The sequence below is a fragment of the Stenotrophomonas sp. STEN083 genome (assembly GCF_056759195.1).
Genome location: NZ_JBRRCU010000090.1, coordinates 1 through 13,595 on the forward strand (window position 1 = coordinate 1; position 13,595 = coordinate 13,595).

The 13,595-nt window shown below is 60.8% G+C and carries 11 protein-coding genes; 8 read left to right on the top strand and 3 right to left on the bottom strand.

Annotated features, from left to right (window positions below; translation table 11 throughout):
• The first annotated feature begins 494 nt into the window (after positions 1–494).
• The 6 genes from ACVOK8_RS18070 to ACVOK8_RS18095 all read left to right on the top strand — a co-directional run bounded on the left by ACVOK8_RS18070 (position 495) and on the right by ACVOK8_RS18095 (position 9,419).
• Positions 495–1,382 (top strand): restriction endonuclease, encoded by an 888-nt coding sequence (locus ACVOK8_RS18070; protein ID WP_481568031.1) that lies wholly within the window; start codon positions 495–497, stop codon positions 1,380–1,382.
• Positions 1,383–1,438: 56 nt separating this feature from the next.
• A complete protein-coding gene (locus ACVOK8_RS18075) occupies positions 1,439–2,995 on the top strand; it encodes a class I SAM-dependent DNA methyltransferase (protein ID WP_481568032.1) in 1,557 nt (518 codons plus the stop codon).
• Complete coding sequence (locus ACVOK8_RS18080; RefSeq protein ID WP_481568033.1) at positions 2,985–4,301, top strand: restriction endonuclease subunit S; 1,317 nt, start codon at positions 2,985–2,987, stop codon at positions 4,299–4,301. The genes ACVOK8_RS18075 and ACVOK8_RS18080 overlap by 11 nt, the downstream gene beginning before the upstream one ends.
• 17 nt (positions 4,302–4,318) lie before the next feature.
• The gene (locus tag ACVOK8_RS18085; RefSeq protein WP_481568034.1) at positions 4,319–5,260 is read left to right on the top strand and encodes an Abi family protein; all 942 of its coding nucleotides are present in this window, start codon (positions 4,319–4,321) and stop codon (positions 5,258–5,260) included.
• A 98-nt stretch (positions 5,261–5,358) separates the two neighbouring features.
• Positions 5,359–8,553 (top strand): type I restriction endonuclease subunit R, encoded by a 3,195-nt coding sequence (locus tag ACVOK8_RS18090; RefSeq protein WP_481568035.1) that lies wholly within the window; start codon positions 5,359–5,361, stop codon positions 8,551–8,553.
• Positions 8,550–9,419: a GIY-YIG nuclease family protein gene (locus tag ACVOK8_RS18095; protein WP_481568036.1), complete on the top strand. Its 870-nt coding sequence runs from the start codon at positions 8,550–8,552 to the stop codon at positions 9,417–9,419. Before ACVOK8_RS18090 ends, ACVOK8_RS18095 begins: the two co-directional genes overlap by 4 nt.
• A 120-nt stretch (positions 9,420–9,539) precedes the next feature.
• Here ACVOK8_RS18095 and ACVOK8_RS18100 read toward each other — a convergent pair whose 3' ends face one another.
• A complete protein-coding gene (locus ACVOK8_RS18100; RefSeq protein ID WP_481568037.1) occupies positions 9,540–10,421 on the bottom strand; it encodes a hypothetical protein in 882 nt (293 codons plus the stop codon).
• Positions 10,406–11,473: a type IV toxin-antitoxin system AbiEi family antitoxin gene (locus ACVOK8_RS18105; protein ID WP_481568038.1), complete on the bottom strand. Its 1,068-nt coding sequence runs from the start codon at positions 11,471–11,473 to the stop codon at positions 10,406–10,408. The genes ACVOK8_RS18100 and ACVOK8_RS18105 overlap by 16 nt, the downstream gene beginning before the upstream one ends.
• A 221-nt stretch (positions 11,474–11,694) precedes the next feature.
• On the opposite strand from ACVOK8_RS18105, the gene xth reads away from it, so the two are divergent.
• On the top strand, positions 11,695–12,468 hold the full coding sequence (gene xth, locus ACVOK8_RS18110; RefSeq protein WP_481568039.1) for an exodeoxyribonuclease III: 774 nt from the start codon (positions 11,695–11,697) through the stop codon (positions 12,466–12,468).
• A gap of 56 nt (positions 12,469–12,524) precedes the next feature.
• Here the strand turns inward: xth and ACVOK8_RS18115 are convergent, their stop codons facing one another.
• A complete protein-coding gene (locus ACVOK8_RS18115) occupies positions 12,525–12,779 on the bottom strand; it encodes a GlsB/YeaQ/YmgE family stress response membrane protein (RefSeq protein ID WP_057629282.1) in 255 nt (84 codons plus the stop codon).
• Positions 12,780–12,881: 102 nt separating this feature from the next.
• On the opposite strand from ACVOK8_RS18115, the gene ACVOK8_RS18120 reads away from it, so the two are divergent.
• The gene (locus ACVOK8_RS18120; protein ID WP_481568040.1) at positions 12,882–13,472 is read left to right on the top strand and encodes a 4'-phosphopantetheinyl transferase family protein; all 591 of its coding nucleotides are present in this window, start codon (positions 12,882–12,884) and stop codon (positions 13,470–13,472) included.
• Positions 13,473–13,595 lie beyond the last annotated feature (123 nt).

Below are 13,595 nucleotides of genomic sequence, written 5' to 3' on the forward strand. Positions count from 1 at the left end.
GCCCAAGCCCAAGTCCAAGCCCAAGCCCAAGTCCAAAGCACCCCTCCCCAACCCTCCCCTTGGCCTCTGGCCAAAGGGAGGGAGCAGACTGCCGCGGCACCCGGCGATGCCAGGCTGCAAGCAATACCGAGACCCCTGCGCCTTCCCCTCTCCCGCCTGCGGGGGAGGGTGCCCGAAGGGCGGGTGGGGGGCGCTTTTGATCTTGCTCGCGCTCCGCCCCCTGCAAAACCCAGCCCAAGTGCCAAGCAAGTGATCAGGCCCCCCGCTTCGCAACAGCCAGTAAAACCAAGCCCCAAACACCCAAGGCTCTTTACCCAAGACCAACCCAAGCCCCAGAAGACCTCCAACAACGCTTTTCACCCCACCACCAAGCCGGTTCAACCTGATATACGCAAGCCACCCCGGCTATCATGGCCCTTCACATAAATCAGCCAAATCCGGCGACCGCATCACGGCGCCAAAAGGCTGAAACAAACCACCGAGGCAGGGGAAGCATGGCGGAAGTAACCAAGGCCCGGACCGGCCACCTGATACGCAAGTTGTTCAGCATCCTGCAGGCCCGGCCCGACGGCATGAAGGCCGCAGAAGCGCTGGCAACCCTCGCGTCCCAGGTCGAACTGACCCCCTACGAAGCCGGCGACTACCCCACCGGCGGTCGCCGCTTCGAAAAGATTGTCCGCTTCGCCACCGTCGACACCGTAAAAGCCGGTTGGCTGGTCAAGGACAAAGGCATCTGGAGCATCACCGCTGAAGGCGCCCAAGCCCTGCAGCAGTACCCGGACGGCGAGCAGTTCTACCGTGAGGCAGTACGCCTGTACCACAAATGGAAAAAGGCCCAGCCCGTAGTCGAAATCGACGGGGGCGATGACGAGGCGGTGGAAAAGTCCGCCAGCATCACCTTGGAGCAGGCCGAGGAAATGGCCTGGGCCGAGATCGAGGCGTACCTGGCCGACATGCCGCCTTACGACTTCCAGGAGCTGGTGGGCGCACTACTTACCGCCATGGGTTACCACGTAGCGTGGATCGCCCCGCCCGGCAAGGATGGTGGCGTGGACGTCATCGCCTACAACGACCCGCTGGGCACCCGCCCGCCGCGCATCAAGGTACAGGTCAAGCGCAACGCCAACTCACCCAAGATCGATGTGATGGGCCTGCGCAGTTTCATGGCCGTGCTGGGCGAGGGTGACGTCGGCCTGTTTGTGGCCCTGTCCGGCTTCACCAAGGACGCCGACCTGGAAGCCCGCCAGAGCCACCGCCGCATCACCCTGATTGACGCCAATCAGCTGGTCGAACTGTGGACCCGCCATTACGGCCAGCTGGATGACAGCGCCCGTCGGCGGTTGCCGTTGAAGCCAGTGTGGTTTTTGGCGGGACAAGATTGAAATTCACCGGTGACAGGCAGTCTCTGCCTGCGCCACATGGAGCAACAAGAAGCATTATGGCCAAGCCCAAGAAGACAGCAGAAAACAAGAACGACGGCCTCGGTTTCGAGGCCGAGCTGTTCAAAGCCGCCGACAAGCTGCGCGGCAATATGGAACCAAGCGACTACAAGCACGTCGCGCTCGGGCTGATCTTCCTCAAATACATCTCCGATGCCTTCGAGGCCAAGCGCACCGCGCTGCTGGACGAGGACGCGCAAGCGGCCGAAGACAAGGACGAATATCTTGCCGACAACGTGTTCTGGGTGCCGAAGGAGGCGCGCTGGTCGCACCTGCAGGCCAACGCCAAGCAGCCCAGCATCGGCACCCTCATCGATGACGCGATGCGCGCCATCGAAAAGGACAACGAGTCGCTGAAAGGCGTACTGCCCAAGGATTACGCACGTCCCGCGCTCAACAAGGTGATGCTGGGCGAGCTGATTGACCTGATCTCCGGCATTGCGCTTAACGAGAAAGGCGACCGCTCCAAGGACATCCTTGGGCGCGTGTACGAATATTTTCTGGGCCAGTTCGCAGGTGCCGAAGGCAAGCGCGGCGGGGAGTTCTACACGCCGAGTTCGGTGGTGCGCGTGCTGGTGGAAATGCTGGAGCCGTACTCGGGTCGCGTCTATGACCCGTGCTGCGGCTCGGGCGGCATGTTCGTGCAGTCGGAAAAGTTTGTCACCGAACATGGCGGCCGCATTGGTGATATCGCCATCTATGGGCAGGAGAGCAATTACACCACTTGGCGGCTGGCCAAGATGAACCTGGCCGTCCGCGGCATTGATTCGGACATTCGTTGGAACAACGAGGGCAGCTTCCACAAGGACGAATTGCGCGACCTCAAGGCTGACTACATTCTGGCTAACCCTCCGTTCAATATTTCTGACTGGGGCGGCGACCGCCTGCGTGAGGATGTGCGATGGCAGTTTGGCCAGCCGCCGGTGGGCAACGCCAACTATGCGTGGCTGCAGCACATCCATCATCACCTGGCTCCCAAGGGTACGGCAGGCGTGGTGCTGGCCAATGGCTCGATGAGTTCCAGCCAGTCCGGAGAAGGCGACATCCGCAAGGCCATGCTTGAAGCCGATGCGGTGGATTGCATGGTGGCGCTGCCCGGGCAGCTCTTCTACTCCACGCAGATTCCGGCGTGTCTGTGGTTCCTGGCACGCAACAAGAACCCCGGCAAGGGTCTGCGTGACCGGCGCGGAGAAGTGTTGTTCATCGATGCTCGCAGATTGGGCGTGCTGGTAGATCGCACCCGGCGCGAACTGACCGACGAAGACGTTCAGAAAATCGCCGATACCTACCACGCTTGGCGCGGTGAAAAAGACGCTGGCGAGTATGCCGATGTGGCGGCCTTCTGCAAGTCCGCTTCAATGGACGACATCCGCAAGCACGGGCATGTGCTGACACCTGGACGCTATGTGGGCGCGGCAGAGCAGGAAGACGACGGCGAGCCATTCGGGGAAAAAATGCTGCGTCTGTCTGCACAGTGGCGCGAGCAGCGGACGGAGGCGACTAGGCTGGATGCGGCGATTGAGGCCATTCTGCAGGAGCTTGGGTATGGCGAATGAGTGGCCGATGGTTCGCTTGGGTGATTACGTGGATTCGAACCTTGGGAAGATGCTTGATGCACAGAAGAACAAGGGAGTCCCACGCCCATACCTTGGAAATAGCAACGTCCGTTGGGGCTCTTTCGACATCAACGATTTGGCGTTGATGAAGTTTGAAGAAGGCGAAGAGGAACGCTACGGAATTCGTGATGGTGATCTGATTGTTTGTGAGGGGGGCGAGCCGGGCCGTTGTGCAGTCTGGCGGGAACAGGTTCCTGACATGAAGATCCAGAAGGCCTTGCACCGTATCCGGCCGAGAGATGGTCTGAACAACTACTACTTGTTCTATTGGTTCATGTTGGCGGGACGCGCAGGCTGGTTGGAACCGTTCTTCACTGGAACGACCATCAAACACCTGACTGGAAAGGCTCTGAACGAGCTAAAAGTGCCGTTGCCGCCTATCAAAGAACAACGCGGCATCGCCCACATTCTTGGCACGTTGGACGACAAGATCGAGCTCAACCGGAAGAAAAACGAAACGCTGGAGGCGATGGCCCGCGCGGTGTTCAAGGCGTGGTTCATGGACTTCGAGCCGGTGCGCGCCAAGCTGGAGGGCCGTTGGCAGCGCGGCCAATCGCTCCCCGGCCTGCCCGCGCATCTCTACGACCTCTTTCCCGACCGCCTCGTCGATTCGGAGTTGGGGGAGATCCCGGAGGGGTGGCGTCATTCGACGATTGGCGCGGAAGTGGCGGTATGTGGTGGGGCTACACCCAGCACCAAGGAGCCGGCGTTCTGGGATGGTGGGGAACACTGCTGGGCCACGCCCAAAGACCTGTCCGCCCTGAAATTTCCCGTTTTGCTGAACACGGATCGAAAGATTACGGATGCCGGTCTTGCAAAGATCAGCTCTGGTCTTTTGCCAGTCGGCACGGTGTTGCTCTCTTCACGGGCACCAATCGGCTATTTGGCAATTGCCGAAGTTCCGACAGCAATCAACCAGGGCTTCATCGCGATGAGATGTGATGGCGCTTTGCCAAATGTCTTTGTTCTAGCTTGGTGCAAAGAAAGCATGGATGCCATCGTCGGCAACGCCAACGGCTCTACATTTCAAGAGATCAGCAAGAGCAATTTCCGGCCGATTCCAATCGTTGTTGCTTCTGAGCCTGTATTGGGGAGCTATCTGGCGCTGGCTGATTCGCTGTATCGGAAAATGGCCCAAACCGAACGCGAATCCGGCTCCCTGACCCAAGTGCGCGACACCCTGCTGCCCAAGCTGATCTCAGGCGAGCTGCGCGTTTCCTCCATCAGTGAGGATGTGCTGTCTTGAGGCCGCTCAAGCCATGGATGGCTTTCGCCGATCAGTTGCAGCAGTTGCAGCAACGCGGTCTGCAGGTCGAGGACGAGGCCGCGGCGCAGTCGTACCTCAAACGGCTGGGCTACTATCGCCTGAGTGGTTACTGGTATCCGTTGCGTGCGATTGATCTTGCGGCATCGCAGGCGCAGGGACGGGCTGTGCGTGCGGACACGTTCGTTGCCGGTAGCCGTTTCGAGGATGTGGTGCGGTTGTATGTCTTCGATAAGAAGCTGCGTCTGTTGGCCCTAGATGCGCTGGAACGCATCGAGACGGCAGTGCGGGTGGATATCGCCCACCTGCTGGGTGAGCGTGATCCACGTGCACACGAAAATCCTGACTGCCTGCATGGCAATTTCGCCAAGAAAGTCATTGCCCAGGGGCCGGACCAAGGCAGGACCGAGCATCAGCTGTGGCTAGAAAAATATGCGTCGACGTTGCACCGCTCGCGCAAGGAGCCGTTTGTTGCCCATCACCTGCGGCAGTACGGAGCGTTGCCGATCTGGGCGGCGATCGAGATCTGGGATTTCGGCCTGCTGTCGAGGCTGTTTTCCGGTATGCAGCATGCCGAGCAACAGACCATTGCTGCACTCTACGGTGCACAGGATGGGCGCGCCTTCGCACAGTGGCTGCGCAGCCTGAACTTCATCCGCAACGTGTCCGCCCACCACAGCCGCTTGTGGAACATCAACGTGCTGGAGTTGTCAGTGGTCCCAGCGGATTGGACGCCAGACTTGAACCGGGCGAGGCCATTTTTTTACTTCTGCCTGATGCAGCACCTGTTGCGTGTTGTCTGCCCTCGTTCGCGTTGGGGGCAGCGCTTTGCGCACTTGCTGAACAATGAGTTTCCTGCCGCTTTCTCGCTCAGGGAATTCGGCGCGGTATCCGGCTGGGAGTCATGGCCTCTGTGGCAACCGCTGGAACCGGACAAATGAAAACCGACGCGTACACAAGAAGTGCAGAGGCGCCGGTCATATTACGGTCGATTTTAGGAAGAAATTTTCTACGCGTCAAATGAACTGGGGGGATGGGGATGGCGTTCTTGTCGGAAGCAGAAGTGGAGCAGGCCTTGCTGCAGCAGCTGGGTGGGCTGGGCTATGCGGTGTTCAGCGATGAGCAGATTGGCCCGGACGGCAATGCCCCCGAGCGGGCAAGCCATGCCGAGGTGGTGCTGACACCGCGGCTGGAGGACGCTGTGGCGAAACTGAACCCGCACATTCCGGCCACGGCCCGTCAGGAGGCGGTGCGGCGGGTCACACAGTCCGAACTGCCTTCATTGCTCGAAGAAAACCGCCGCATCCACAAACTGATCACCGAAGGGGTGGATGTGGAGTATGTCGGCGAGGATGGCCTGATCGCCGCTGGCAAGGTGGCGATCATCGACTTCGAGCGACCAGAGCAAAACGACTGGTTGGCGGTGAGCCAGTTCGTGGTCATTGCCGGCCAGTACAACCGGCGGCCCGATGTGGTGGTGTTCGTCAACGGCCTGCCGCTGGGCGTGATCGAACTGAAAGCACCAGGCAGTGCCGGGGCGCATCTGTTGGGTGCGTTCAATCAACTTCAGACCTACAAGCAGCAGATCCCGCAGCTGTTCAATACCAACGCGCTGCTTGTAACCTCGGACGGTATTGCGGCACGGGTGGGCTCGCTGTCGGCGGACCTGGAGCGTTTCATGCCATGGCGTACCACCGACGGCGCGGATGTGGCGCCGAAGGGCGCGCCGGAACTTTCGACCTTGATTGAAGGTGTGTTCGAGCATGGCCGCCTGCTGGCGCTGCTGCGCGACTTCACGGTGTTCGGTGAAACCGGGTCGGGGCTGGCCAAGATCATTGCCGGCTATCACCAATTCCACGCAGTGCGGCATGCGGTGGCGTCGACGATCCGGGCATCGGCCACGGCGCCGGGGATAGCAGAGGATCCAGCAGAGTATGGTTTGCCTACTGTGGCGGAACAGGACCGCGGAGATCGGCGTGCGGGCGTTATCTGGCACACCCAAGGCTCGGGCAAGAGCCTGTTGATGGCGTTCTACGCCGGGCAACTGGTCAAGCATCCGGCCATGGCCAACCCGACCCTAGTGGTACTGACCGACCGCAACGATCTGGACGACCAGCTGTTTGCCACCTTCTCGATGTGCCGCGACCTGATCCGGCAGACGCCGGTACAGGCCGAGAGCCGCGAGGATCTGCAGAAGGTCTTGAGCCGGGCCTCGGGTGGGGTAATTTTCACCACCTTGCAGAAGTTCGGTGAGATTGCCGAACCGCTCACCACACGCCGCAATGTGGTGGTCATTGCCGACGAAGCGCACCGCAGCCAATATGGCTTCAAAGCGAAGGTGGACACCAAGACCGGCGAAATCTCCTATGGCTTTGCCAAGTACATGCGTGATGCGCTGCCCAACGCCTCCTTCATCGGCTTTACCGGCACGCCGATAGAGGCGGATGACGTCAACACACCTGCGGTGTTCGGTAATTACATCGATGTCTATGACATCAGCAGGGCGGTCGAAGACGGTGCAACCGTGCCTATCTACTACGAGTCGAGGCTGGCACGTATCGAACTTGATGATGCGGAAAAACCCAACATCGACGCGGAGGTGGATGCGCTGACCGAGGAGGATTCCGAGGCCGATCAGGAGCGCTTCAAAAAGAAGTGGTCAACGGTGGAAACACTGGTGGGCAGCGACAAGCGGCTGGCACTGGTGGCTAAGGACATGGTCGCCCACTTCGAGGATCGCGTGGCGGCCCTCGACGGCAAGGCAATGGTGGTGTGCATGAGCCGGCGCATCTGCGTGAAGCTCTATGACGAGATCATCAAACTGCGCCCGGACTGGCATAGTGCCGATGACAATGCCGGCGCGGTCAAGATCGTAATGACGGGCGCGGCCAGCGACCCGCAGGAGTGGCAGCAGCACATCGGCAACAAGGCCCGGCGCGACCTGCTGGCCAAGCGGGCGCGCGATCCGCAAGACCCGCTCAAGCTGGTGATCGTGCGCGATATGTGGTTGACCGGCTTTGATGCTCCGTGCATGCACACGATGTACGTGGACAAGCCGATGCAGGGTCACGGCCTGATGCAGGCCATTGCGCGGGTGAACCGGGTATTTCGTGACAAGCCGGCCGGGCTGATCGTGGATTACATCGGGATTGCGCAGAACCTGAAGTCTGCCTTGCAGCAGTATTCCAAGAACGACCAGGAAAACACCGGCGTCGATGAGGCACAGGCCATCGCGGTGATGGTGGAGAAGTACGAAGTGGTACGTGACATGTACCACGGCTTCGACTACGCGACCGCACTGGACGGAACGCCGCAGCAGCGACTGGTGATGATGGCCGCAGCCATCGAGTGGATTCTCGACCTGCAGCAACGCTTGGCGGCACAGGAAAAAACCAAGGAAGGCAAGAAAAGCGCCCACCGGTACTACCAGGATGCCGTGCTGGCGTTGTCCAAAGCGTTCGCCTTGGCATCGGCCTCGGATGAGGCCCGCGAGATCCGCGAGGAAGTCGGCTTCTTCCAGGCTATTCGTGCTGCGCTGGTCAAGAGCAGTACCGGCTCCGGTGTTACCCGGCAAGAGCGCGAGCTGGCCATCCAGCAGATCGTCAGTCGGGCGGTGGTCTCGACCGAGATCGTGGATATTCTGGCCGCTGCCGGCATCAAGAGCCCGGACATCTCCATCCTGTCCGACGAGTTTCTGGCTGAGGTCCAGCAGCTGGACAAGAAGAACCTCGCGCTGGAAGCTCTACGCAAACTGCTTAATGACGGCATCCGGTCGCGCAGCAAGGCCAACGTGGTGCAGACCAAGGCGTTCTCGGAGCGACTGGAGGATGCGGTGGCGCGCTACCACGCCAACGCCATCACCACTGCTGAGGTACTGGCCGAGTTGATCCAGCTGGCCAAGGACATCCGCGCGGCCCGTCAGCGGGGGGAAGAGCAGGGTTTGTCCGAGGATGAAATCGCCTTCTATGACGCGCTGGCGGAGAACGAGAGTGCGATTCAACTGATGGGTGACGACAAGCTGAAGCTCATCGCCCATGAGTTGCTGGTGAGCTTGCGCGAGAACGTGTCGGTCGATTGGGCGCATCGGGACTCGGCCCGGGCGCGGATGCGGGTTCTGGTGAAACGGATTCTGCGAAAGTACGGCTACCCGCCCGATTTGCAGGATGCGGCGGTGCAGACGGTATTGCAGCAGGCCGAGGCGCTGTCTTCGACATGGACGGTCGCACGGCGGTGATCGAGTTCAACGATCTACTGACCAAGGCCGGGCTCGACCCGGCGACGGTGATGGTGATGCGCCACCGCCCGACCGAGAAGGAGTTGCGGGCGGTGCTGCCGTGGCTGGCGGCCGAGCGGCATGCCTTTTACAACGCCTATCAGTCCAATCATGGCGAAGCTGTGGAGAAGGCGCTGGCTAAAGCGCGCTACCTGGCGTCCTTTATCGGCCATGAGGCGGGGCGGGCGGTATTTGTTGGGGTGTACGCCGTTGCCGGGCATCAAGCGGTGTCGGCCGAGCGCTTCTGGTCGTTGCCGGGCAACCCGGAGTTACGCGAGCTGGGAACGAAGGGGCCGAAGGACGGGCGCGATTCGTTCTGGTTCGATCTGCAGCCGACCACGCATCTGTCTGATTGGAAAGGGAAGCTGGTGATCGATTGGACGGGCATCGAGCGCTCATGGTGGCGCTGGGCCTCGCGAAATCGTTTGCCCGTTCGTGCCATCCATGACGAGAGCTTGCTGGTGAAGGCCATGCCGGACTGGCAGACGCTGACCTTTGAGTGGAGTCAGTTGAATCTGTTGCCGACCAGCTGGCGGCAGGCGTTGGCGCAATGGCGCGGTATCTACTACATCTTCGACCGGACGTCGCGATTGGGGTACGTTGGGTCGGCCAGTGGCGCAGAAAACTTGCTGGGGCGTTGGCAGAACTATGCTGCCAGTGGCGACGGTGGCAACCGGCTGTTGCGGGGGCGAGATCCACAGGCGTTTGTCTTCAGCATCCTGCAGCGCCTGTCGCCGGATATGCAGGTTGAAGACGTTGTGCAGATTGAGAGCACTTGGAAAGAGCGGCTGCACAGCCGCACTCCGAACGGGTTGAACGACAATTAGTTGGTGATAGGCCGGCATTGGCGTAGTCCGGCGCGACGACAGGACTTGGGTGGGTTGATGAGCCGAATAATTACGTTATTCGGCTCATCAAGCGAGAGCGGGGGATCGCTCCAGGTGTCGTTACCGCGTCACTCTTTCAAGCCCAGTGCTCGCAACCACGCGTCCACCTGGCCGAATGCATCCTGCTGCCATTGCTCCGGGGTACGGTACTCCAAGTACCGCCGTCTCTTCTACGAACAAGCGGACACTGGTGGGGCCGTAGCTTTCCGGAGTGTCGAATTTTCCGGCGATCATGCGGTATCCCCCAGCGCCACTGCTCCGTTCGAGCACCGGGCGGCAGGCTTCGGCCAAAGCGTCGATGCCACCAGGATAGTTGCGGATGCAGTAGTAGATGTCGTAAGCGTCCTTCTGCTTGTGACGGCCTTCGATGGCATAGCCCTTCATCGCCAGCAACGCGGGAATCGAACACACTGCGATCTCCACGCGATTGGTGCCGCCGGTTGGCATAGAGCCTGTTACCGCCACCATCTCGTAGAAGTGGCTCGCCAGGTCCGCACCGTCCGCTCGCTGGACGGCGAAGTTGTCGATCAGCGGTGGTTTGTTCCTTGCGATGTCGGCGTCACGTGGCATAAGGAAATCGACGATCACATCAATCGGCCCGCCGCCATCAGTGGCGGGTACCTGCCGCACCAGTTGGAATCGGCGAAGTTCATCACGTTGCTGGTAGCCATGTCCCATCAGCGACGTGACCAGCGTCGCGTACTCGCCGTCACCAAGGGCTTCGGCATCGAGGCCAAGATCCAGGTCGAGCGTGCCGACATGGGGCATGTCCGTATTGGCCAACAACAACCACGGCACTGCGCCGCCTATCACGGCGAATTTTCCTTTGAAGCTGCCGAGGATCTGTCCGATCTCGACCAAAACAGTTTTCACCGCGGCTGTCGTGCGGTCGTCGTAGTCGGCTGCGGATTGAGGTTCCTGCGGGATCAGGTTTTGTGCCATGTCAGCCCTTCCTTGCGTAGATGCTCAGCGGCTTCCATACCGCGCTCGCCAGACACTATCAGGTCCAGATAAGTCTGTACGGCGCTGGTGCAGACCACGCCCGGTGCTGGTTCGATTGCATCGAGGAACAGACCATCATCCTTGGGTACCGTCACTACAACGTTCTGACCTTTCCCGACGGCAGACAGTCCAAGGGCCGCGTGTAGTCGCTCAAGACCCTGTGCATCGGCGTAGAGATAATGGGTGCCGGTGCGCGCATAGGGCGCCAGCCATTGTGCCGCTGAGTAGGAGGCAAGCACGGCTTGCCCGTTGTCATCGCTACCCGCGTGCAGCACCTGTCTGGTTGCTTCATCCAAGGCGCTACCGTGCATCGTCGTATAGAAGCTCAGGCGCTTTCCGACGGGCGGGCGGTAAACCGCCGCCCATTCGTCAAGCAGGGCATCGGGCCTGGAGAGAAGTAGCCCTTCATCCGCTACTTCAGCCCACTCCCGGTCCAGCAAATTGCTGCGCACGTTGCTGACATGGCCCACGCTGACGGCGCTGGCGTCGGCAAGTTCGATCACTCGCCATGTCCGGCTTGGGTCGCGGAGCAGGACGCGTAGTACCTGCGCCGACTTCGGCGTGAACAGCGACTTGAGTTCGCGGCGCTCGCTGTCTGGCTTGGTCGCAACTTGGCGCTCGATGTAGATGCCATCAAAGGACAAGTAGGCATTGCCCTCCAGGTCGATGAAGCCGACACCTTCCTCGCGGCAGAGTGCTTGTGCATTTGGCGACAGGTAGGGGGCGATGAAGACCGGAATGGCACCTTCCGCGTTTCGTTCCACGAAGTGCTTCAACTGAAAAAGCGCTGCCCGCACGTACCGTGGTTGCCCACTGGACTTCACTTCACAAACCAGTAGTCGGTCCTGGCCTGCCGCCTTGAGATGTACGAGAACATCGACTCCCTCATCGGCTGCGTGGAGTTGAGGTTCAACACTCAGCCGCGTGATGGCGGGTACCTGCTCAAGCAGGCTTTGCAGCGCTTCAACGGCGCGTGATTCGATGCTTTTCACTAGCTTGGCCTATTTCAGCATTTGCTGAAAGTATCAATTTTAGTGAAATAGTCAATTCTATTTCAGTAAAATGCAATGTTTCAGCAAATGCTGAAAGTGGTATATAGACTGAAATAGCACCTAGCTGCAGACCTCAGCGAGCTGGCGGTTTGATATGTATCGCTGGGGATATTTCGGGAATTAGTGATAAAATTCAAGAAATTCAGTGGGTTGTGCAAAAAATGAAAATCGCCAGCTGGAACGTCAATTCGCTCAATGTCCGCCTGCCGCACCTGGAACAGTGGCTGGCCGACTTTGCCCCCGACGTGGTCGGCATCCAGGAAACCAAGCTGGAGGACCACAAGTTCCCCGATACGCGGCTGCTGGAACTGGGCTACCGCAACGTGTTCGCCGGGCAGAAGACCTATAACGGCGTGGCGCTGCTGTCGCGGCACCCGATCGAAGACGTGCAGATCGGCATCCCGGGCTTCGAGGACGAGCAGAAGCGGGTGATCGCCGGCACCATCAATGGCGTGCGCATCATCAATCTGTATGTGGTCAACGGCCAGGACGTGGGCACCGACAAGTACGCCTACAAGTTGCGCTGGCTGGAGGCCGTACACGCCTGGGTGGCGGCCGAGTTGCAGAAGCATCCGCAGTTGGTGGTGATGGGCGATTTCAACATCGCGCCGGATGACCGTGACGTCTACGACCCGGCGGTGTGGAACGGTGACCACATCCTCACCTCCACTGCCGAGCGCGGCGCGCTGCAGAAGCTGCTGGATCTGGGCCTGCACGACGCCTTCCGCCTGCACAACGATGCCGCGGGCATCTTCAGCTGGTGGGATTACCGTGCGGCTGGTTTCCGTCGTGACCTCGGTCTGCGCATCGACCTGACCCTGGTTTCCGATGCGCTCAAGCCGCGCGCTGTCGCCTCCGGCATCGACCGCGAGCCGCGCACCTGGGAGCGCCCCAGCGATCACGCACCTGCCTGGGTGCAGCTGGCGCAGGGCTGAAACAACAAAGCCCGGCTGTTGCCAGCCGGGCTTTGGTCGAATCGGCGCCAGAACGGTTAACGCACGCTTTTGCGTGTGAACAGATTGACGATGGCCAGCAGTACCACCGCGCCGACCAGTGACAACAGGAATGAGCGCAGCGTAATTGCACCATTGATGCTGCCGCCGCTGAAGAAGAAGCCGGCGATCATGGCGCCGATGATGCCCACCACGATGTTCAGAATGATGCCCTGCTGCGCATCGCGGCGCATGATGATGCTGGCTAGCCAACCCACGACGCCACCAATAATCAACCAGATGATGATGCCCATGCGCGAACCTCCCTGCCGTGAAGCACCCCGAAAGGTGCGGTGGCGACAGTCAACGCGCAGTGGCGTTAAGAACATGTTTGTCCGGGCAGGAACCTGTTCACCATGAGCCCAAAGGCAAGCCATTGGCAGTTTGGTCCGGTGGACGTGTGGCTGTTGCCGCATACCCCGGGCACCCGCGGTGAGCCGCAGGCCCGCGAGTTGCTGGCCGGTGTTTTCGACACCACGCCAGAGGCCTTGCCGCTGACCCGCGATGAGCGCAGCCGGCCCTGGCTGATCGGTGAGCTGGCGCATTACGGCACCGGCTGGAGCCATAGCGGCGGCCATCTGCTGGTGGCGCTGGGCGAGGGCGCACGCCTGGGCGTGGACCTGGAGCGGCAGCGGCCACGCAAGCAGATGCGCGAGGTGATCCGTCGTTTCTTCCACCCGGAGGAGATTGCCTGGCTGGATGCGCTGGATGACAGCGGCTGCGAGCAGTGGTTTTTCCGCGTCTGGTGCGCCAAGGAGGCGATGCTGAAGGCGCACGGGCACGGCATTTCGTTCGGGCTGGAGAAGCTGCGCTTCGCGCCGGATACGGCTGGGGCCTTGCAGCTGGTGTGGTGTGATCCGGGCCTGGGCGACGCGACCCGTTGGCATCTATATGAGTGGCAGGCGACGGAGGATTTCCGCGCTGCACTGGCCTGGTATCCGCTGTAGCTTTTGCCCCCTCCCTTTGGGGGCCCCCACGGGCCGGGCCGGGCGGGGGGGGGTTGGTCACCCCCATCAGCAGAACCCCCAGGCGGGCCCCCCGGGGGGTGGCGTTGGTCAATGCCGGGGCGC

Coding starts and splice junctions, on each gene's coding strand:
- ACVOK8_RS18100 (WP_481568037.1), bottom strand. CDS start 10,421: ATGGCACAAAACCTGATCCCGCAGGAACCTCAATCCGCAGCCGACTAC.
- ACVOK8_RS18115 (WP_057629282.1), bottom strand. CDS start 12,779: ATGGGCATCATCATCTGGTTGATTATTGGTGGCGTCGTGGGTTGGCTA.
- ACVOK8_RS18070 (WP_481568031.1), top strand. CDS start 495: ATGGCGGAAGTAACCAAGGCCCGGACCGGCCACCTGATACGCAAGTTG.
- xth (WP_481568039.1), top strand. CDS start 11,695: ATGAAAATCGCCAGCTGGAACGTCAATTCGCTCAATGTCCGCCTGCCG.
- ACVOK8_RS18085 (WP_481568034.1), top strand. CDS start 4,319: ATGGCTTTCGCCGATCAGTTGCAGCAGTTGCAGCAACGCGGTCTGCAG.
- ACVOK8_RS18080 (WP_481568033.1), top strand. CDS start 2,985: ATGGCGAATGAGTGGCCGATGGTTCGCTTGGGTGATTACGTGGATTCG.
- ACVOK8_RS18120 (WP_481568040.1), top strand. CDS start 12,882: ATGAGCCCAAAGGCAAGCCATTGGCAGTTTGGTCCGGTGGACGTGTGG.
- ACVOK8_RS18075 (WP_481568032.1), top strand. CDS start 1,439: ATGGCCAAGCCCAAGAAGACAGCAGAAAACAAGAACGACGGCCTCGGT.
- ACVOK8_RS18090 (WP_481568035.1), top strand. CDS start 5,359: ATGGCGTTCTTGTCGGAAGCAGAAGTGGAGCAGGCCTTGCTGCAGCAG.